This window comes from Pontiella desulfatans (assembly GCF_900890425.1).
In the GTDB taxonomy this organism is placed as follows: Bacteria; Verrucomicrobiota; Kiritimatiellia; order Kiritimatiellales; family Pontiellaceae; genus Pontiella; species Pontiella desulfatans.
On record NZ_CAAHFG010000004.1, the window covers coordinates 456,325 to 477,010 of the forward strand.

General features: G+C 58.1%; 21 protein-coding genes. 14 read left to right on the forward strand and 7 right to left on the reverse strand.

Features of this window, described 5'->3' with window-relative positions:
- Positions 1 to 22: 22 nt before the first annotated feature.
- The 5 genes from E9954_RS33560 to E9954_RS27530 form a co-directional block, all read right to left on the reverse strand.
- On the reverse strand, positions 23 to 145 hold the full coding sequence (locus E9954_RS33560) for a hypothetical protein (protein WP_281281276.1): 123 nt from the start codon (positions 143 to 145) through the stop codon (positions 23 to 25).
- Positions 130 to 678, reverse strand: a complete 549-nt coding sequence (locus tag E9954_RS27515) for a helix-turn-helix domain-containing protein (protein ID WP_136082509.1) — start codon at positions 676 to 678, stop codon at positions 130 to 132. The genes E9954_RS33560 and E9954_RS27515 overlap by 16 nt, the downstream gene beginning before the upstream one ends.
- Positions 675 to 1,052, reverse strand: a complete 378-nt coding sequence (locus tag E9954_RS27520) for a hypothetical protein (protein ID WP_136082510.1) — start codon at positions 1,050 to 1,052, stop codon at positions 675 to 677. The genes E9954_RS27515 and E9954_RS27520 overlap by 4 nt, the downstream gene beginning before the upstream one ends.
- Positions 1,053 to 1,379: 327 nt before the next feature.
- Complete coding sequence (locus E9954_RS27525; RefSeq protein ID WP_136082511.1) at positions 1,380 to 2,423, reverse strand: GMP reductase; 1,044 nt, start codon at positions 2,421 to 2,423, stop codon at positions 1,380 to 1,382.
- A 91-nt stretch (positions 2,424 to 2,514) separates the two neighbouring features.
- Positions 2,515 to 3,444: a DMT family transporter gene (locus tag E9954_RS27530; RefSeq protein ID WP_136082512.1), complete on the reverse strand. Its 930-nt coding sequence runs from the start codon at positions 3,442 to 3,444 to the stop codon at positions 2,515 to 2,517.
- 147 nt (positions 3,445 to 3,591) lie between these two features.
- Between E9954_RS27530 and E9954_RS27535 the strand changes: the two genes are divergently transcribed.
- From E9954_RS27535 to E9954_RS33970, 3 genes are all read left to right on the forward strand, one after another.
- Positions 3,592 to 4,935, forward strand: coding sequence for a glycosyl hydrolase (locus E9954_RS27535; RefSeq protein ID WP_168442641.1), 1,344 nt, complete (start codon positions 3,592 to 3,594; stop codon positions 4,933 to 4,935).
- 77 nt (positions 4,936 to 5,012) lie between these two features.
- A complete protein-coding gene (locus E9954_RS27540) occupies positions 5,013 to 6,443 on the forward strand; it encodes a sulfatase family protein (RefSeq protein WP_222847344.1) in 1,431 nt (476 codons plus the stop codon).
- 497 nt (positions 6,444 to 6,940) lie between these two features.
- Positions 6,941 to 7,411 carry a DUF3592 domain-containing protein gene (locus E9954_RS33970; RefSeq protein ID WP_407947778.1) on the forward strand — a complete coding sequence of 157 codons (471 nt, stop codon included), beginning with the start codon at positions 6,941 to 6,943 and terminating at the stop codon, positions 7,409 to 7,411.
- 837 nt (positions 7,412 to 8,248) lie between these two features.
- Here the strand turns inward: E9954_RS33970 and E9954_RS27550 are convergent.
- Positions 8,249 to 9,166, reverse strand: a complete 918-nt coding sequence (locus E9954_RS27550) for a PA4780 family RIO1-like protein kinase (protein WP_136082515.1) — start codon at positions 9,164 to 9,166, stop codon at positions 8,249 to 8,251.
- Positions 9,167 to 9,390: 224 nt separating this feature from the next.
- Here E9954_RS27550 and E9954_RS32800 point away from each other — a divergent pair, with 224 nt between their 5' ends.
- The 5 genes from E9954_RS32800 (at position 9,391) to E9954_RS27570 (ending at position 12,917) form a co-directional block, all read left to right on the forward strand.
- Entirely contained in the window at positions 9,391 to 9,567 is a 177-nt protein-coding gene (locus tag E9954_RS32800; protein WP_168442642.1) for a hypothetical protein, read from the forward strand.
- Between the two features lie 6 nt (positions 9,568 to 9,573).
- Entirely contained in the window at positions 9,574 to 10,008 is a 435-nt protein-coding gene (locus tag E9954_RS27555) for a hypothetical protein (protein WP_136082516.1), read from the forward strand.
- 3 nt (positions 10,009 to 10,011) lie between these two features.
- The gene (locus E9954_RS27560) at positions 10,012 to 10,332 is read left to right on the forward strand and encodes an MGMT family protein (protein ID WP_136082517.1); all 321 of its coding nucleotides are present in this window, start codon (positions 10,012 to 10,014) and stop codon (positions 10,330 to 10,332) included.
- Between the two features lie 7 nt (positions 10,333 to 10,339).
- Positions 10,340 to 11,932 (forward strand): PrsW family glutamic-type intramembrane protease, encoded by a 1,593-nt coding sequence (locus E9954_RS27565; RefSeq protein WP_136082518.1) that lies wholly within the window; start codon positions 10,340 to 10,342, stop codon positions 11,930 to 11,932.
- 148 nt (positions 11,933 to 12,080) lie between these two features.
- A complete protein-coding gene (locus tag E9954_RS27570; protein WP_136082519.1) occupies positions 12,081 to 12,917 on the forward strand; it encodes a hypothetical protein in 837 nt (278 codons plus the stop codon).
- A 63-nt stretch (positions 12,918 to 12,980) separates the two neighbouring features.
- Here the strand turns inward: E9954_RS27570 and E9954_RS27575 are convergent, their stop codons facing one another.
- A complete protein-coding gene (locus E9954_RS27575) occupies positions 12,981 to 14,528 on the reverse strand; it encodes an esterase/lipase family protein (RefSeq protein WP_136082520.1) in 1,548 nt (515 codons plus the stop codon).
- 119 nt (positions 14,529 to 14,647) lie between these two features.
- On the opposite strand from E9954_RS27575, the gene E9954_RS27580 reads away from it, so the two are divergent.
- The 6 genes from E9954_RS27580 (at position 14,648) to E9954_RS27605 (ending at position 20,673) form a co-directional block, all read left to right on the forward strand.
- Positions 14,648 to 16,645 (forward strand): tetratricopeptide repeat protein, encoded by a 1,998-nt coding sequence (locus E9954_RS27580; protein WP_246046752.1) that lies wholly within the window; start codon positions 14,648 to 14,650, stop codon positions 16,643 to 16,645.
- Entirely contained in the window at positions 16,629 to 17,309 is a 681-nt protein-coding gene (locus E9954_RS27585; protein WP_136082522.1) for a hypothetical protein, read from the forward strand. Before E9954_RS27580 ends, E9954_RS27585 begins: the two co-directional genes overlap by 17 nt.
- Before the next feature lie 69 nt (positions 17,310 to 17,378).
- Entirely contained in the window at positions 17,379 to 18,122 is a 744-nt protein-coding gene (locus E9954_RS27590) for a MotA/TolQ/ExbB proton channel family protein (protein ID WP_136082523.1), read from the forward strand.
- Between the two features lie 73 nt (positions 18,123 to 18,195).
- Positions 18,196 to 18,630, forward strand: a complete 435-nt coding sequence (locus E9954_RS27595) for an ExbD/TolR family protein (RefSeq protein WP_136082524.1) — start codon at positions 18,196 to 18,198, stop codon at positions 18,628 to 18,630.
- A gap of 27 nt (positions 18,631 to 18,657) precedes the next feature.
- Positions 18,658 to 19,074, forward strand: coding sequence for an ExbD/TolR family protein (locus E9954_RS27600; protein ID WP_136082525.1), 417 nt, complete (start codon positions 18,658 to 18,660; stop codon positions 19,072 to 19,074).
- 96 nt (positions 19,075 to 19,170) lie between these two features.
- Complete coding sequence (locus E9954_RS27605; RefSeq protein WP_136082526.1) at positions 19,171 to 20,673, forward strand: prenyltransferase/squalene oxidase repeat-containing protein; 1,503 nt, start codon at positions 19,171 to 19,173, stop codon at positions 20,671 to 20,673.
- The last annotated feature ends 13 nt before the right edge of the window (positions 20,674 to 20,686 follow it).

The following is a 20,686-nucleotide window of genomic DNA, read 5'->3' on the forward strand; positions in this document are numbered from 1 at the left end:
TTGGCGATAAGCTGACTGATACTTATTTCACCAGCCCGCTCGCCCGCTCCAGGCAGGCTTCGAGCATTTCGGCGGTGGTTTTTAATGTATTCCACTTCGATGAGGTGGGGAGGTTGAGGTTGGTCATGATCAGGCTCGCATACACTCTTCCTCGATCATCTGTTCGATTTCAGGGGGCCCCACAACGGTAAGTTCCTTTTCCTTATGTGGACGAATGGCCTTTTGACTTTCACCCACAATCGAAAGCAAGTTGACCAAGCATTCCCCGTGGAATGAAGATGCCGCTTTTTCCATTTTCTTGTCGCCTTTGCTCAGTTTTACCAAGCGCTGGAGCAACTGCTCGATTTGGAAGGCGTGCATTTTCACGCGGTCGACAATCTTCATTTTTTTCGGGGTGAACTGTACGGACAGATCCAAACCGAGGGCGTCGGAATAATCGAGCAGTTCACCAACCGTGATTTTGCGATCCTCCTTATATTCGAGCTTGGAGATACGGCTTTGGGAGCATCCGCACTTTTCCGCGGCCTGCTGCTGGTTCATGCCCTGCTTGGCGCGCATGACCGTTAGCAAGCGCGAAAGGCGCCGCGCGTTGATATAGTCGATCTGCTCTTGTTTCCGTTCCTCCGGCAGATCCATGGATTTGATCAAATCCGATACACTCTGGTATTTTTTGCTCATCGTTCCAGTTCCCGTTTGATACGCCGTATAGCATTTCTACAGGTCTTTAAATCCTGTTGTTGCGAGTCCTTGTCGCCGATCCGGAGTAGGTACAACGTCGAGTTTATCTCGACGGTGTAAATGTAAAGCCTGGTTGTTTTTAACTTCGTTCCGGTTCGTTCACGTTTTGCGCCCCGCGAATCCAGCGCTAGGATTCCATCTGGTTCCTTGCGCGAGAAACTCAGTTCTCTGACTGCTTGCACGTTGTTCGTTTCGTTCAGGACGGCGAGAGCGGTTTCGAGGTTGGCCATAACGGCTGCTGATTCGGCTCTATGCTTTCGGGCAAATTTCTTGAAGTTGTTGTCAAATCCTTCTGCTTTCGCCAGTCCCCACATGCAACACCCCCATTTATTCCATATTGGAATATTTATGCAACCCTATTTTTCCCGTACCTTGCCGGCGCCACCGCACTATTCAGGAAAGACGATGAAACTATAAATACTTTTGTAATCTGAGGCAAAGAAAAATCCGTTCGTCTGAACGGGCTCGCTACACAATATCAGAATAGACATATCCCACCTGCTCAATCGCCCGCTCCAAACTCGCTTCGAGCAATCCGGGCCTGGGTATTGCTCTTCGATGAGGAGGGGAGGGCCGTAAGGCGGCCGGAGTGCAATATGGGCATGGATTTTTTTTTAAGGAAGCGCAGGGCCCCGCGCCGCCTACGGTTTCGTATAGATCCGGTTTTCCTGCTCGGCGACGCGGATGAAGGTGGTGCGCTTGGTGAGCTCCTTGAGCGTTGCGGCGCCGACATAGGTGCAGGTGCTGCGCAGGCCGCCTAGAATGTCGTTGAGCGTGCCTTCCACCGCGCCGCGGTAGGGCACCTCGACGGTCTTGCCTTCGCTGGCGCGGTAGTTCGCCACCCCGCCGACATGCTTTTCCATCGCGGTGGAGGAGCTCATGCCATAGAACTGCTTGAACTGCCCGCCCTCCTTTTCCACCACCTCGCCGCCCGATTCGTCGTGCCCGGCCAGCATTCCGCCGAGCATCACGAAGTCGGCGCCGGCCCCGAAGGCCTTGGCCACGTCGCCGGGAATGGCGCAGCCGCCATCCGAGATAATCTGGCCGCCCAGGCCGTGCGCCGCGTCGGCGCATTCGATGATGGCCGAGAGCTGGGGATAGCCCACGCCGGTCTTCACGCGGGTGGTGCAAACCGAGCCGGGGCCGATGCCCACCTTCACCAGGTCGGCGCCGGCCAGCAGCAGCTCCTCCACCATTTCGCCGGTCACCACGTTGCCGGCCAGGATGACCTTTTCCGGAAACTGCTCGCGCGTCTTTTTGAGGAAGGCGACAAAATGCTCGGAATAGCCGTTGGCGACATCGATGCAGATAAATTTGAGTTGGGGGTTGGCGTCCTTGATCGCAACGAGCTTCTTGAAATCCTCGTCGCTGGTACCCGTGCTGACCGAAACATGGTTTTCGATGCCTTCGGGGGCGTTGGCGAGGAACTGCTGCCACTCCCCGGCGGTATAGTGCTTGTGGATGGCGGAGAACAGGTTGCGTTCCGCCAGGGCGAGGGCCATCTCGAAGGTGCCGACCGTATCCATGTTGGCCGCCATGATCGGGACGCCCGTCCAGACGCTACCGGTATGCAAAAATCGGAAGGTTCGGTCGAGGTCGACCTGTGCGCGGCTCTTCAGGGTCGACCGTTTCGGCCGAAACATCACATCCTTGAACCCCAGCTTAATGTCATACTCAATTCTCATCGCATGCTCTCCTTCGTTGGCAATCTCCGGAAGAATAGACGTGTAGCCACCGAATGGGCACGAAGAAAAAACCGGGAATGCGAGGTCTGGACTAGGCCGCGGCAAATACAAGGATGCCTACGCCGACCACCGCGATTAGCGTGCCGGCCAGTGAGCGTTTCGACGGGCGGTCATGTTCGATGAACCAGGTCATGGGCAGAATGACCAGCGGCGAGATGGAAACGATCAGCTGGACGATGATGCTCGGCGTTGTTGCCAGCGCCCATTGGTAGCAGATCACCCCGAGGATGGGCCCGGCGGTGGCGCAGAGCAGGATGTTCTTGGCTTTTCCGGCCAGCGGATCGTTACGGCGCTCCTGTTCGGGGGGCGTCCGCCAGGCTTTGTGCCAACGGCTGATCAGCCAGAACGAACCGGCGATCAGGATGCCCCCGACCAACCGTGCAAAGCCGGAGGTGGTGCCCAGGAAAACATAGTCGCCGATCCCCTGGAAGTCCGCGGCTCCGGGCATGGTGAAGGCTTTCCGGCTGCAAACCGCGCCCAGGCTCTGGCCGAGGGCCGCGAGCACTCCGAAAAGGATGCCGGATGTATATTTGCGTTGTTCGGCATGTTCCCGTTCATGTTCCGGAAACAGGGCCAGGGAGATGCCGCCCAGGATAACGGCCAAGGCAACCAGCTGCGTGGCGCCGACCGTGGTGCCCAGCCACAGCCATTCCGCCAATCCCGCCAGCGGCGCCGCGATGCAATGCACCATCAGCAGGGTCAGTCGGCTCCCGATCCGCGGAAGCGCAAACCAGACGCCGATGTCCCCGAATCCAAAGCCGATGATGCCGCTCAGGAAAAACCAGGCGAAGGCTTCGTTGCCCAGCCTGATTCCTCCCCAGGCCGAAAGCAGCCCCATGGCCACCACGGCCACCAGCAGCCGCCAGAAATTGGCCGCATTCTCGCCGATCTGGGCCACGGACTGGCGGGCGGGAATGAGGCAGTAGCTCCAGAGCAGGGTGGTGAGGAAGGCAGGCGTCATGCATCGATTGGAACCGTTCTACCCCCGCAACATCAATCAGAAATTCCAACGAACTTCATTAAAATGGCGCCGCGAACAAAAAATTGTGCGGCTTGGCGTGGCGACCGGCCGAGCTTGCTGATAAAAACATGCCCCATGAAACCATCCATGCTTTATCTATGTGCGGGAGCCATGGCGCTGCTAACCGCCTCTTCCCTGGCCGCCGGTGGCTTGAAAGAAACCGTTGTCAAGGGGGGGAGCCGCTCGCTGCGGCAGGTCAATGGCTGGCGGATCGCGCTGGAGGGGGAAACCTGGTTGACGCTGGAGGACGCCGAGGATCCAATCTTGCGCGGCGAGATCGATTTCAGGTCGCCCGATGCCTGGGTCTCCTTTCCCGCACTGCGGCCTTCCGAGGTGAATGAACGGTTTCTGCGGTTTTTAAAGGTGCGGGGCGTTGCGGCGAAGGTTGGCGAAAACGTCCGCCTGGCCCCCCATGTTGGCGGAACGTTGGTCATTCCGCATGGGCCGGATTATCCGGCCTTGCAGACCTATGAACGGATGTCGTTCGGTGGCGGCGCGAGAAGCTTCAAGGTCCACGCATACCACCGGGCCAAGGAGCTCGGGAAGGACGACGACCGGATCATGTCGTTCGTCCTGAAAAAGGGCTACATGGCCACCTTGGCCGAAAACGGGGACGGTTCCGGTGCAAGCCAGGTATTCATCGCGCGCGACGCGGATCTACGGGTCTCGAAACTGCCGAACGAACTCGTGGGCAAGGTTTCGTTCGTGCGGGTTTTCCCATGGAACTGGACGGCCAAGAAAGGCTTCGGCGGCAAGCTCACCACCGCCGAAAAGCTGGGGGCCCACTGGAAATACGACTGGAGCGCGAACGGCGAATCGACGCTCGATATGGAGTTTGTCCCGATGCGGCACAATAAATCGTGGGATAGCTTTTCGAAGATCAATGCCAAGCAGAACGTAACCCACCTGCTGGGCTTCAACGAGCCGATGCAGAAAGACCAGGGCAACATGACCCTCGAACAGTGCCTGGACATGTGGCCGAAGCTGCAGGCCTCCGGCTTGCGGCTCGGCAGCCCGTGCCCGACCGACGGCAAGGTGGACTGGCTGTATGAATTCATCGAAAAAGCCGATGAGCGTGGACTGCGGGTGGATTTTGTTGCGGTGCACTATTACAAGGCCAACTGGAGTGCGGAAAAGCTGGTCGGGTGGTTGAGGGCCATTCACGAACGCACCGGCCGCCCCATCTGGCTGACCGAATTCAACAACGGCGCCAGCTGGACCAAGAACCACAACCCCTCGCCCAAGGAAAATGCCAAGCGCATCGAAGAATATTGCGAAGCAATGGAAAAGGCCGACTTCATCGAGCGCTACGCCGTTTTCAACCTCGGCGACAAGGCCCATCACCGCCAGGTCATCATCGACGGAATGCCGACCCCCGCCGGGGAGTCCTACCGCGAGGTGGTCTCCACCGAAGCCTATTTAGGGGAATAGCAAACCTCCCCGCAGTCCGTGGTGTCCTGAATACAGCGTTTGCCGGCGTTTGTTGGATAACCCAAGGGGAATCCAAAATGAACAGACGCTCTTGTTTGAAATCCGCCGTTGCGTTCGCGGCGGTTCCGGCGCTCGCGCAGGCAACGGCCAAGCCTCGGCATATTGTCTTGGTGATGTCCGACGACCAGGGCTGGGGCCAGACCGGCTACAACAACCATCCGTTGCTCAAAACCCCCAACCTCGATGCCATGGCGGCCAGCGGCCTGCGGTTCGACCGCTTCTACGCCGGCGGCCCCGTCTGCTCGCCGACCCGCGCAACGGTGCTGACCGGCCGCACGCACGACCGCACCGGTGTCTATTCCCACGGCCATCCGCTGCGCCATCAGGAAAAGACCCTGCCCCAGGCGCTGAAGGCCGCCGGCTATGCCACCGGCCATTTCGGCAAATGGCACCTCAACGGCCTGCGCGGCCCCGGCGCCCCCGTGCTGGGTTCCGACTCGCACCATCCCGGAACCTTCGGCTTCGACGAGTGGCTCACCGTGACCAACTTTTTCGACATGAACCCGATCATGAGCCGCAAGGGTACGTTCGAGGAATTCAAGGGTGACTCCTCGGAAGTGATCGTTGCCGAGGCGCTAAAGTTTATCGAGCAGCAGAACGCCGACGGAAAACCATCGTTCGCGGTCATTTGGTATGGCTCGCCCCACAGCCCCTTCATCGCCACCGATGGGGATTCCAAGGCGTTCGAAAGCTTGGACGCCAAGGGAAAGCAGCACCACGGCGAGCTGGTGGCCATGGACCGCAGCGTCGGGACGCTCCGCTCCGGATTGCGCAAAATGGGCCTTTCCGACGAAACGCTCGTTTGGTTCTCCAGCGACAACGGCGGCCTCGGCGGCGTGGGGTGCGACTCGGTCGGGGGCCTGCGCGGGAAGAAGGGTACGGTCTACGAAGGCGGGCTGCGCGTCCCCGGCATCATCGAATGGCCGGTGGGCATCAAACCGCGCATCACGAAATATCCGGCGGGCGCGGTGGATATGTTCCCAACACTGGTGGAATTGCTTGGCCTTCCAAGGCAAAGCATGGGCGGCCCGATCGACGGAGAAAGCCTGGTTCCGCTCTTTGGACAGGAACCGGGGCTTCGCAAAAAGCCGCTGCCGTTCCAGTTTGGCGACAATACGCTGCTGATCGACAACGACCACAAGATCATCTTCAACCGAAAAAAGAACCGGTTCGAACTCTACGACCTGAAAACCGATCCGAAGGAAACCACCGATATCCTGGGTGGGCAGCCGGAGATCGCCGCAAGGCTGAAAAAGCAGGTGGTTGCGCTGGCCGAGTCGATCGCCAAGAGCGATGCCGGCGCGGACTATCCCGAAGGCAAGGTGGTCGGCCCCGATCCCGGCCGCCGCTTCTGGGTGGAGGATCCGGCCTACGAACCCTATCTCGACGCCCTCCTTAAGCGCCCCGAATACCAGGGCCAGAGCGGGAAGGCGAAAAAGAAAAAATAACCCTGCAAACGTAAATGAACCACAGATGAACACGGATAAACCTAGCGTCGCATAGCCGCAACCAACCACAGATGAAAACCGAAAACACGGATTTTTTTACCACAGAGATCCCAGAGAAACAGAGCATCCTAATCCTCTGTGCTCAGTGTCCTCTACCGCAGCGGGGGTGAAAACTGGTCAGGAAAACTAGAAATTGACGGATAGTAGTACGGAAGGTAAAGGTGGTCGGTCGTTGGCCTCAACGGAGGGGGGGAAGCTGAAATCAAAATGACGATTTAGGCGGCCTGACTCTTTTTTCGGGCGGTAGATGGATCCAAAGAGGGGCCGTTATGGAAGTTGAAAGCCGAAATGACGAAATAGGCGGCCTGACCCGAATGGCTTGCGCACGGCAGGTCAGGCTGAACGTTGATCTGGCTCCGCCAGATCAACGTCGCGGTGACCGGTCCACCGGTCACCGAGACGTTCGATAAAAGAAAATGAATTTATACGCACAAATAATGTCATTTGTTCTTCCACTAGGATTCATCCTCTTCGGCTATAGTGCTTTTAAATATGGAATATCTCGCTTAATCAAATCATTGAAGAGCAGATCATGGCCTACGACCATTGGTTCTGTTAGCTATTCAGAATTGCATAAATTACGATCTCAGAAGACTGGAATTCAATATCAATACAAACCGAGAATTAGATATGAATTCATTGCAAATGACCAAGTTTTATCATCCAACAAAATCTTCTTCGGTGAATATACATCATCCAACAAATCTAGAATTGAATCGCTATTGTCGAAATACCCATTAGGAAGTGATGTTACTGTTATCTATAATCCCGACAATCCAGAAGAGGCTATATTGGAACCTATAATTTCAATCGGCACTATTTTCAGCTTAATTGCAGGTATAGTGTTCACGGGGTCGTCTTATTTAGCTTTCATTATACTTCAAGCCTTCGCACTTAAAGAAATGTAAAACAAATCGAACCACCATTAAGTCCCTCTGAGTAAAGACAAAAATTCCCCTGTCTCAATCTTCGTGTTTTTCCAACTACCACTATCGATTGAACTGTCCAACCTGGTCTCAATGCGTGCCGTTTTTATTTCTACATGGGCGAGTGAAGCAAGGCTCCCTCAAACAACCGTGCGGGCTCGGGCGGCCAGGATTCCAACCTTGCGGTCGGTGGCGGCTGTCACGGATTACTAAGATCCATGACGTCCCAGAAAATCATGCGGTACATCCCTGTGCGCTACCTATTCAAGAAAACATCGGTTGTCTGCATTCGTCTTCCGGTATTGCCGTGTTGCAGTGGAAGGCAGAAAAGGGGTCAGGAAAAGGGCAAAAGGGTCACCCATTAGAGGTTCCGGTCAAACACAAAAACCCCTTCCATGGTCGTTTTTCAACGGCCTGCTGATTTTCCCGTTTTGTTGATCGGTACTACGTTGCTTTCCATCGCTGAACGCTTGCTGCCTTATTGCTTGCCCATGGCCGGGATGGGCAGGCTGGAAAGCCTACCCCAAGGTTTTCTATCCAACCTACAGGGTGGGTGGACCCATTCCGTATCTTCTTGAATATCAGCGTCCATCGGTGTTCACCCGTGGTTCCTTCCCGAGTGAAGGATAACGGATGTCCAGGCGGTGGAAAATTTCGCTGATTTTTTTTGAACCCTTTCCGGGGAGCCGGGTCTACGTAACTACCAACACAACTCCCTGACGGCGTGCTTGCACGCCGGAGCAGCGCGCGGTTCCTCCCCCTTACCGCGCGCTGTTTTTTTTTGTTTCAGCCGCAAATGGAGGAAAAGGAGGGGGAAACCTATCTCCGATGCCGGTGCCGCCGGTTTTTCTTCTTTTGTGGAAATTCGTGGTGTTGCTCTTTTTCCAGCAGTTCGCGTTCGCGCTGCCGGCGCAGGCGTTCTTCATGCTCCGCGGCGGCGAATTCGACCTCGTTCAGCACGCCCTTCACATCGGCGCGCTTGGTGCTTTCCTTGAAGCGTCCGGTCAACTGGGTCTCGGGGGTGAGGGTGCCGGCTTCATAGTGCGCCCAGATTTCCTTGGCATATTTGCTCTTGAGCACGTCGGGGGCAAAACGGCCGTAGTAGGCGGTCATGTTTTTGACGTCGCGCGCCAGCATGGAACGGGCATTGTTGTTGCCGGCGGCATTCACCGCTTGCGGAAGATCGATGATGACGGGGCCGGACCCATCGACCAGGACATTGAATTCCGACAGGTCGCCATGCACAATTCCGGCGCAAAGCATGCGAACAATATGCTGCATGACCACCGCATGATCCTTCCGCGCTTGTTCTGCTCCCATGGCGACATCGTTCAGCCGTGGCGCAACGCCTCCCTCGGCATCGGTGATTAGCTCCATCAGCAACACGCCATCGAAGCAGCCGTAGGGTTTTGGAACACGGACGCCGGCATGGGCCAGGAGGTAGAGCGCATCGACTTCGGTGTTTTGCCAGATTTCCTCCTGCTCCTTTTTCCCGAACTTGGAGCCTTTGGCCATTGCGCGGCCACGGCGGGTGTTGCGCACATGGCGTCCTTCGCGATATTCCACGGCCTTCTTAAAGCTACGCTTCGCCGCATCCTTATATACCTTGGCGCACCGGATTTCGGTTCCGCAGCGGACGACAAATATGGTGGCTTCCTTGCCGCTCATCAGTTGGCGGAGGACTTCATCCACGAGGCCATCGTCGATCAAATCGTTGAGTCGTTTCGGAATCTTCATCGGGTTTTTATACCTTGCCCAAATTCAAATGCAACGCGGATCGACCCGCCGTGCTTGGCGGGAGGCGCGGTCGATGAAGCATTGCATGCGATTACCGCGTTGTAGCCACAACCGTTAGCATTTGAAGATGGCATTTGATTTCAGCTGTATGATTCACTCGCGTGTGCATGATAGCCGGTGAATCAACAAGGATCTTGCATGGGAAACAATGAAGAAAGGAAGCCGTGGCAAACTCGACCGAGGGCCATCTATTTCTGGCGCAGCGGATCGCGGTGATCTGCGAGTCAGACCATCCGGTATTGAGCCGGGCGTCGGGAAGACTGGTTGAAGCGCTCGACGAATTCCGTTCACGAGGGGAAATCGAAGGCGGGCGTTTCAAGGTCACCCTAAAAGGCCGATAAATACAGATGAACCGAACCCTTAAAGTAGTCCTAACCTTCGTTGCAACGATCCTGGTTCCGGTCGTGGCGATGTTTGCATGGAGCCTGTTGGTTGGAGGCGTGGCGCTGGCGGCCGGGCTGATGGTTTTCGGCCGGGTCTTGGTTCGAACGTTGCCGCCGCTGGACACACCCGGGAAAAAGTGGGCGCTGTTTCTCGTTTCGTTCATTTTATTCTTCGCCGTCGCGTTCGTGCCGTGTCTGTTTTACTATCTCGACCTGTTTTACATTCTTGGGCTCACGGTTTGGGGCTCAACCTCCCTTAGTGCATTCTTTTGGGCAAGGGGAGAGCATCGCCACAAGACGGTCATCCTGCATTTGGCGCTTTTGCTTGCCTTCATTGCCGCCACCGTCGCTGCCTATTGTCTTTATGAAAGCGGTTGGGAGCGAATAACCTTCGACTAAACCATGCAACCGTTCACCGAAGAGATCATCGAAATCATCCGCTCCATCCCGCGCGGGAAGGTGGCGACCTATGGCGGGATCGCGGCGCTGGCCGGGAACGCGCGTGCGGCGCGGCAGGTGGTGCGGGTGCTGCATACGTTTGGCTCGAAGGAAAAGCTGCCGTGGTGGCGGGTGATCAGCAGCAAGGGAACCATTTCCCTCAGGCCCGGCCACGGCTACGAGGAGCAGCGCGACCTGCTGGAGGCCGAGGGCGTGGAGTTAGGCGAGGCGGGCAGGATTGACCTCGAACGCTTTCTTTGGGAACCTGACTGGCTCAACGATTAAGGCGCCAATGAATAAGCGGGATCTGTATCATCTTACCAGGCAGGTTGATTTCCTATGGAAGAGCACGTTGGTGTTGGCGGTGGTCTTTGTTTTGCTGGGCATGGGGATCGGCTCCCTGAACACGGGGCGCCTGGACTCCTATCAACGCATCGTGTCGGTGCCGCGTTATGTGGATGAGTTCACTGAAGAGCTCGATGGCGACTATACGCGGCCCGCGCACAACACGGCGGTGGCCGATGCCGTCCGCGACATGCTGGCGAGTCCTGCGCCGTTCCACGAAAAGCTCGAAAACATCCGGTTCCTGCTCTATTTCGCCGCCCCGGATGATCGGGTTTCCGTGCCCGTTGCAACGGAGCTCCCCAACCTTTCCGGGAAGGAGCATGCGGTGGCGTCGGCATTTGTTGCGGCCGCCTCGGGCGAAAAGAACGAAGCGGCGCTCGTTGCCCTCGCGGGGGGCGATGCCCCGGTTGCGCACGCCAACTATGCGCTGGCCCTGCTCCGCGAGAGCCGGCAGGAAAATTCCAAGTCCATCGCCGCGCTGAAGCGGGAAATCGAATTCCACAACTCCGATCCGGCCCGTAGGCGGTTGGTAAACACCTATCTCGACGCAAAACAATTCAACGAACTCGAAAAGCTCATCTCCGATCCGGAATACAAACCTTTCATCTCCAGCTTTGTGTTGCGGGAGGTCGCCCTCTCCAGGATGGATTGGCCTGCGTTGGTCAAGGCGCATTTCAGGTCGGCCTACGAGGGCACCAACCTGGCGATGGCCGTGCTGGCCCTGCTATCCGGGCTGGTTTGGGCCACGATTCTTTTCCGGTTCAATGGAAGCCTTTCCGTGCTGAAGCTCGCGGTGCCGGCCCTGCTGCTCGGTGCATTGTCCACCCATGCCACCCTCCTGTTCATCTATTGGCAGGAATACCAGCTCGGTTTCACGATGGGGCAGGAGACGGTGGGGCAGATCGTCTACTGCATCCTCGGCATCGGATTGCGCGAGGAGGCGATGAAGCTGCTGCTTTTTGTTCCCCTCATTCCCTTTCTGCTGAAGCGCACCGATTTGGAGATCCTGACGATTGCCGGGCTGGTGGGGCTCGGATTTGCCATCGAGGAAAACATCAACTATTTCGAGAGCACGGCGGGCGTGAGCGCGCTGGGCCGTTTTGCCACCGCCAACTTCCTGCACATTGCGCTCACGGCCATGTGCGGCCTAACGCTGACGCGCGCCGTTGCGCACCGGGGCGAGGAGATCCAGCATGCGCTGACCACCTTCGTCTCCGCCGTTGCCATCCACGGGCTCTACGATGCCTTCATCATGGTTCCGGCGGTGGAGGATTATTCCTTCCTTTCCTCCACGGTCTTTGTGCTGATGGCCTATCAATATTTCGGGTGGTTGCGCCATTTGCGGGAGGAGTGGCGGGATCCCGTCAGCATTACCTCGGTTTTCACGCTGGGCGTCCTTCTCGTGACCGGGATTTCGTTCTGCCTCTATGCCTGGAAGGCCGGGCCCTATCCCGCCTTGCAGGCCATCGGCTACGAGGCCATCGGGGTTGGAATCATCCTGATTCTATTCTACCGCGAAATTCCGGAAACCCTCGAATAGGCGTTCGTGGAAAATATGGCGCCCACCAAGCTATGGTTTGACTTTCCCCGGCTTTCGGCGTAAAGAATTCAAATGCAGTTCGGGCGTTGCATGCATGGTTGGCATGTAACTTTCTATAGAAATTGGACTTAGCCAAAAGGAGAGTACGATGAAGACAAGAACACTGCTTATTGCAATTGGATGCATAATCATCACCGGCATGGCCGATGCGAATACCCTGAAAGACAAGCCCCCCACCATTTTCTACCCCGAAGGCCACTATCTTGAAGGCTGGCCCCGGACGGCGCAGCGCGACATGTTCGGCTACAACTACCAGCAGCACAAATTCGTCGGCTATTTCGCCAACGTCTATCTCGGCGGCGACGGCCTGCCCCCCTATGGCGGCAATGCCAAGAAATATTACCAGGCGCTGGTGGCCTATGGATATTTCGATTCCGTTGAAGCCGCCGAGGAAGCGCTCTCCGGCGAATGGTTCTGGGGCCTGCGCGACGTCCGCCTCTACATGCGCTGGAACGATGCCTGGCTCAGCAACCAGGACCGCGGCGACGACAGCATGGGCGACGAACCCGACGGCAACCTCGACCGCCACTATGGATTCCCCTCCTACATCAATTCCGGCGCCGAGCTGACCCAGTTCCAGGTCGAACCCATCAAGGTGACGTGCAAGAAAGGCAAAACCAAGACGGTCTATCTCTACTACTACTCGAAAATCGTGGCAGTTCCGGATACCGCCGTGCTGGTCGACGGCATCTGGTACACCGAGGATGGCGAAGAAATGGGGCCGCAGAGCTATGGCCAGTTCGCCAAGGTGAAGGAATTCCTCTACGACCCGCTCGAAAACGGCGATCCCTGCATGAAGCCCTGCAAGCCTCGCGTATGGAAAAAGGAAATGTGCGAAATGGTTCGTCCCGACCACTGCTGGACGGGCAAGCGTGTCTGGGGCGACAACGGAAATGGGAAAGGCCCCTACAAGATCGGGAAATAATATTGCGCCATAACGGCGAATGATTCAAAGGGCGGGACATTTGATCCCGCCCTTTTTCATTGATTAATCATCCACCGGATCCACGGGGTTGGCACTGATCTTGAAGAAGCCCGAGGCTTCCGAACCATCAACCGCGTATTCCCGGAGGATGGCGGGATCGGAGGTCGGCGGAAGGGTTTCGAGCGGCTGCCACGGCTCGCCCAGTTCGGGCGAGTACCACACTTCGTATCGGGTGTTCGGGAAGGCGTTCCACGCCAACGATGCGGAGCCTTCCACCAGCGCCACCTCGATGACCGCCACAATGTTCAGCGTGCTGTCCGGCGAGGCAGGGTTGGTTCCCAGCAAATATTCCTCGTAGTCGTCGTAGCCATCGCCGTCGGTATCGATGTCCTCAAGTACGGCGCGCATGAGCCAGCGCTTGTTTCGCGGATTGATCTGCACATGCGGCTCGTTGGTGACGGCATAGTGGATTTCGTCGAACGGGCTAAGCGCCAGCAGCTCCGCATGGGCATCGAGGTTGGAGGCAATGTTTTCGATGGGTATGCCCAGCGCGCTGACCGTCGGGATGAAGCAGTGGTTGGTTTGGGTGCAATAGTCGTCGCCGCTGGTGGGGAGGTTTGCGAAGAGGTCGAGAAAGGTGGAGCGGGCCCCGCCCGGCGCGTTGTCGAACGAGAGCGGATGGTAGGCCTCGACCGTGGCGGAATCCACGGTGATGAAGAGGAGCGTGATCTTGCCCGAGAACACCGTTGCCGGAGCAGCAGGCAACGAATAAACGTCGGAAACAATGGAGGGATCGAACAACCCGCCGGAATCCGTCCAGTGGATGATGCGCTCGCCCGCGTTGAACGGATACGTTTCCCCGAATCCGGAACCGTTGCAGATGGCAATCGTTTTGCAGTTGGTCGGATAGCCGGCGGCGGCCATCGTGGCCACGAAATCCGGGCGTTCCGGCAGGCTTCCGCCCGCCAACCCATCCGGGTGGCTGTGGTGCAACAGCAGCATCTGGCGGGCGGCGGGGCTGTCGAGCGCCGCCAGCATTTCGGCGGCGGCATCGTCTTGCGGGCCGAAAAACTCCAGGTATTCCTGCAAGCCGAGTGGAATGTTCGCCCCCTCGTGCGGGGCGTCGAAGCTGATCCAGGTATCCACGTCGTGGTTCGGCGCATCGACCAGCGCCTTGCGCAGGGTCAACCCGCCGAGGCTGGCGCCGACGGCCACAAACTTGTCCGCCGCGTCGGCGCGGTTGGCGTTGACGTAGTCGATGGCGGTTGCGTTCAGGGCCATGTTGCCCAGAATGTCCGCCGTCGAGTCGCCAAAGTTGAGCACCGCCAGGTCGCGTCCGAAGGATTGCAGGTCGGCCACGAGGTTTTCTTCGTTCAGCAGTCCATACAGCTCCGGCCAGTTCATGCTGTTGCCGATATCGAAACCCTCCACCACCAAAACCGGATTGTTCAAGGCCGCCGAGTTGGTGTCGGCTTTGAGGATGAACAATTCGCCGGAGGCCGAATAGGGTGGTGCGGAGGTGATGGCCACCGTGTAGGTCGGTTCGGGAATCGCCTGGGCGAATAGTGCCACTGAACATGCGGTCGTCGTGAAGAGGCTTTTCAAGCACATGGGTATATCCTCCGGATCGGGGGGGATCATAGGCTTTTGAGCCCACATGGGAATGGTTTAATAGCAATCATTAAGCATTGGGGCGTTGACGTTTATTGCAAGACTGATATGCTTTGGCAATGGTTTTGCGGGTGGGTATTCTTGGGATGCTGCTGTGGTGCGGGACGGGTTTCGCGCAGTCCTACACCGATTTGGCCAAGGCCTTGGCGGAGACATCCGAAAAATCCGGGATCCACCGGCTCAAGGCGCAGGTGGCCCAGGCCGCCGTGCGGCGGCTCGAAACCGAAAAGCTCTCCGCAACCGAAAGGAAAAAACTCAAGGCCGAGGCGCTGGCGCTTTGCTCGGATGTGCAGCTGGGGGCGATGGATCTTTGGTTCGGCGACTCGGTCGTGACCTGGGGGCGGTTGCTATTGCTCGAGGGCAACTGGAAGGAGGCGCGTTCCCTGCTCTGGGGCCAGGCCGAGGTGTTGCAGAACATCGAGAAAAACCTCGCGGCCAACGGGATTCCGGTTTCGTCCATCAGCCCGGTGGCGGGTTGCCGCCATGCCCTCGGCGAGACCTACCGCATGGAATACGAAGCAACCAACCAGCTCGAACCGGCGATCGAGGCGCTCAAACATTTCTACAACGTCCAAATTAAATATGGGGACAGCCCGTGGGGAATGCAGGCGCAGCAAAAGGCGGAAGCCGCAAAGGCCTTTGTTGAAGGCCGGGGCAAAGAGGTGCGGATCGACCTTGGCCAACACCGCGCCACCTTCGTTCGGAACAAGTTTAGGCTGGGGGCCCGGCTGACCGCCGAAGGAAACCATGGGGCCGCAGTGGATCAGGTTCTCGACGCCATCAATTTTTTCCCGGAGTCGGGCCAAACCATCGAGGCCCTGCGCAATCTGGGTGTCTGTTTCCTGAACCTCGGGCGCGATGATGAGGCGATGGCCTCCGCGGAATACCTTTGCGAGCGGTTCGGCTCCGATACCAACGCACCCGTCGCCGTGCTCGGCATTGGGCGGCAATACATCGAGTCGGGCCATGAGGAAATGGGGGAAGGCGTTTTCGATCTCTATCTGGCTTCCTTCCCATCGGACGCCCGCCGCACCGATATCCTCTCCTATTTTGCGTGGAAGGCCTACAAGACCGGGGATTGGCCAGAGGCCATCAACCGCTTCCATCAGCTGGAAGCCGCGCTCCGCACCAAAGGGGAAACGGGCGCCGAGCTCCAAAAGGCGGTCTACATCCAGGCCAGCCGTTCCGCCGATCCCGCCCGGCTCGAGCAGTTCATTGCGGAATTCCCGGACTCCAACCTCGTGCCAACCGCGCTTGGGGAAAAGGCGCAGGCGCTTCTGGTGGCGGGCGCCTTCGATGCCGCCTTCCAGACCTTGGAAACCCTCGGCGAACGTTTTCCGGAAGCCGCCGCATCGCGCACCGCCTTGGCCGGCCTGATCGTCGCGGCCGTCGAGGCCGAACGGTTCGATATTGCCGGGCAGGTGCTCGACCGGATGCTCGCGGACCGGAAAGCCTATGGCCACGAGGTCTATCTTTCCACCGGCGAGGGTCTGCTTTCTGCCCAGCGCCATACGCTCGCCGAACGCGCATTCGCCGCCGTTCCGCTGAACGCCAAGCGGGCATTCGTTGAGCGCGCCCTGTATGGAACCGCCGCTGCGCAGTTTGGCCGCGGACAGTTCGGGCAGAGTTTCCAGACCCTGGAAACGCTGCTGGCGAAATATCCGAACAGCGGGCGCTATTTCGATGCCCGCCTCATGCAGGCGCGTTCGTTGGTCCGGCTCGGCCGGATCAATGAAGCGGCGGAGCCCTATGGCGAAGTGGTTGCCCTGAAGCAGGACTATGCCGTGGCCTACGAGTGGGCGCAGGTGCTGCAGGAACCGGAGGAAAAACTCGCCGCCCTCCAGCGCATCGCCCTGCTGGCCGACCCCGACACCCTGGCCAACCGGCCGCTCATCGCCGATAGCATCGTCGCCAGCCTACCGATCGCTTTGGAGCTGCGGAAATACCAACTCGCCGTCGAAAGCTGCGACCAGTTCGAGGAACTCTTCCCCAAGCATGATCAACTCAACGTGGTGGCGGGATACCGGAAGGAGGCTGCCGATGCGCTGGCGCAATAGCCTTCTGCTTCTGCTCTTGGCGGGTTCCGCCGAGGCCGCCTATGTCGTCACCCAATCCGGCCGGCAGATCAACGGCACGCAAATCAGCGCCGCCGAAGATGGTTCAGTTACGCTTGTTACTGCAACCGGCCAGAAGATGACCTTCCGGAAAGGGCAGTATCGTTCCGCATCCGCCGATCGGCCGCCGGAGCTGGCGCAGGCGGAAAGGCTCCTGCTCGAAGGGCAGGGCGAAAAGGCCGTTCCCTTGCTGGAAATAGTGAAGGCCGACTGCCGCTTCCTGGCGTGGGACCAAAATGCGATCCTCCTGCTGGCCAACCACTACTATGCGACCGGGCAGTTTGCCCAGGCCGCCACCGAGTTCCAACGGTTGGAAAAACAGGATGCGGATGTTCAGGCCAAGTTAAGGGAAGCCATGGTCAAATCCGGCCAGACCGGTTCGGTGCTCCCTGTTTTGGAGCAGGATATCGCCACGGGAACTCGCGAGGCGGCGGCCCAGGCCTATCTCATGCGCGGCGACCTCAAGGCCGCCCAAGGCGACACCCAAGGCGCGCGCCGCGACTGGCTCAAGGTCGCCACCTTTTTCAAGGCACAACAGGAACTCGCAAAAACGGCGGAACAAAAACTCGGACAACAGGAGGATTTGCCACAAAAGAACGCAAAGTAAGCAAAGACCTATTCTCTGGGTTCTTTGCGCTCTCTCGTGGCTAATCGTTTTTAAGAAGGAGAAGTGGGTATGAAACGGATGATGTTGGTTTTGCTAGTGTGCGCGGCCCCTGTGTTTGCGCAGGAGGTGGTGAAGAGCGAGGCGGTGGCGACGGCCGAGGCCGCGCCGGAGGAGGTTTCCGGCTTCATGGATGTCGTCAAGGGCGGCGGCGGGTTCGGGATGGCGCTTTGGATCGGGCTGGCCGGGCTGTCGCTGGCGGCGGGCACCTTGATCGTCGATTCGGTCATCAACATTCGCGAGTCGAAGATTATTCCCAAGACGCTGGTGTCGCTCGTGCGCGAGGCGATCGACGAGGGGAGCCTGAAAAAGGCGGCGCAACGCTGCAAGGACGTGCCGGGGCCATACTCCAATATTCTGCTGGCCGGGTTTGAAAACGTTGAGGATGGTTTCGAGACCGCGCAGGAGGCCATCGGCATCGCCGCCGACATGGAGAGCGAAAAGATGCTCCAGCGCGTCAACTATCTCAACGTGGTCGGCAACCTGGCCCCGATGCTCGGCCTGCTCGGCACGGTGCAGGGGATGATCCTCGCCTTTGCTACGCTCGGCACCACCTCCGGCGCGGCCAAGAACGCGCTGCTCGCCATCAACATTTCGCAGGCGCTCTACACCACCGCCGCCGGGCTCGTCATCGCCGTTCCGGCCATCGGCTCCTACTTCTTTTTCCGCAACCGCGCCGCCAAGGTCATCCTCACCATGGAAAGCCTGACCATGGAGGTCATGAAGGGACTTAAGAATAAGGAGACAAACCACTAATCCACGCTAATGGACACTAATCAGCCATAAAGATAATTAGTGCTGATTAGTGAAAATTAGTGGTTAAAGAAGCATGAGAAGGAGTTTCCAGAAAGGAGGTAACGGCGGCATCAACATGACGCCGATGATCGACGTGGTGTTCCAGATGATCATTTTCTTCGTCTGCACGGCGCAGCTGGAGCAGGAAATGTTTTCGGAATTCATCAACCTGCCCGACTCGCCCAACGCCCCCTCGATGGCGCAGGAAAAAGATCCCCGCACCATCACCATTGAAGTCGATGAAAAAGGGAAGGTCTCCATCGCCCGGACGGCTTTGACCATGGCCAGGCTCCGGAGCGTGTTGAACAAGACCGTCGCCGACTATGGAAAACACGGAATCACGATTCCAATCCTGATTCGCGCGGATGCCGGCGTGCAGCACAGCCACGTAAAGAACGTGATGGATATCTGCACGTCATCCGGCCTCTACAAAATCGCATTCGTTGCCGTAAAGGACAGTATTGATTAACCGCGAAGGAACGCAAAGAACGCAAGAATGAGACGGAAGAAGACCAGAAGATTTGCAGGAACCAACGAAGAAATCGAACTATCGATGACGCCGATGATCGATGTGGTGTTCCAGTTGCTGATCTATTTCCTGGTGACGTTCAGCACGGCGGATATCCTGGCGCATCTGGACATTTCCCGACCATCGCCGGATGCGGCGCAGAAACAGCAACCTCCCGCCGATATGATCCGTGTTGCGGTGCTTCCCCAGGGTTTCGCGATCAACGGTAGGGAAGTCACGGAGGAGGAGCTCTCCGTAATGTTAAGGAAGCTGGCCAGCGTCAGCACCCGGCAAACGGTGCTCGTCTCCTGCGACGACCAGTCGCTCCACGGGCGCCTCATCAAAGCCCTGGACCTGTGCGCCGAAAACAAACTCACACAGATTTCAGTCATGAGCGGGAAATAGGATGAGCCACAAGAATATGTATGACCGCAAAGACGCGAAGACGAAAAGGTTCAGGAGTCTTCGTTTCTTCGCGTCTTTGCGGTCATCGATAAACCCATGAGCAGAAGCGGGAACAGTTTAATCAGCAAGATCGGTGGCCCGGCGGTTTCGGTGGTGGTGCATGGGATCATCTTCGTGGTGCTGCTGAAGGTGCTGGTCTTCCATGCCCCGGAGGAGGAGCGGGCCATCGACGTGCAGGTGGTGGAGGAACAGGTTCGGGAATTGGACAAGATCGAGCGCGAGGTGGAAAAGGCGGAGGAAATCGAGACCGAGGAAGAACTGCTGGAGGCGCCGGAAGAACTGGCCGATGAGCTGCCGCCGGATGACGGGCTTCAGGATTCCATGCTGGAGTCGGAGCTGGACTTAAGCGGGTTGGATTCGGTGGCGGAGATCGAAAGTCCGTTGGTGATCAAGGGGCTGATGGTCGGGCGCTCGGCAGCGGGGCGCAAAAAGCTATTGCGTGAATTTGGCGGGCGCTATGGCGGGCAGGCCGAAAAGGCAGTGCTCAAGGGATTGGACTGGCTGCAGACGGTGCAGAGCGAGGACGGCTCGTGGGGCGTGGGAAAAAGCAAGAGCATGACCGCCAAACAGGAACGGGCGCGGTTGACAGGATTGGCGCTGCTCAGCTATCTCGCCCATGGCGAAACGTCGCAGTCGGAACAATATGGCGGGACGGTGCAACGCGCCATCGAGTATCTACTGGATGAACAGGATCCAGCAACCGGTCGCTTTTGCCCGCTCTCGAAAACGGTTGGTTCGCACGACGACATCGGGGTCTATGGCCACGCCATTGCCACCTATGCGCTGTCGGAAGCGTTCGCCTTGACCCGCTCCCCGGCATTGAGGCAACCGGTTGAAAGGGCGGTGGAAGTGATTATCGACGGACAGCAGGCCGGCGGAGGGTGGGACCACCGCTACCAGCACGACAAGTGGAGCGATCTTTCGGTCGGTGGCTGGCAGGTGCAGGCGCTCAAGGCGGCACAGTCGGCCGAGGTTCAGGTTGAAGGCATCGGTGAGGCACTGGCCAAGTCGGTTCCCTTTGTGCAGGGCATGCACGCGAAGGAGGGCCAATTCTATTATCGCCTCGGCAACAAGACGCCCAACGCCGATCTCGACTATATGACCGGCGTGGCGGTGCTCTGCCTTCAACTAGCCGGGCAGGGCGATGCGGAGGAGGTCAAGGCCGGGCTTGCTTTTCTCAAGGACAAGGAGTGCTCCGACTGGGACGAGGGCTGGGAAAAGACCGGCAAGAACAAGAGCTTCAACATTGCCTACGAGTGGTACTACAACACGCAGGCCATTTTCCAGAAGGGCGGTTCCAAATGGTCGAGCTGGAACAACCGGTTTGCGCCGATGCTCATCGAGGCGCAGGATGCCTCCGGCGCCTGGAAGCCGCCCTCGGAGGCCGGTGAAGCCGTGTCGAAGGACATCATCTATACGACCGGCTTTTGCACATTGTCGCTACAGGTCTACTATCGTATCCTACCTTCTTTCAAGAAGGTGGCCGGCACGGACGAGCACTTTGCATTCGAGAACGATGTGAAGATCGAAATTTATTAAGGGAGCGGGAGAG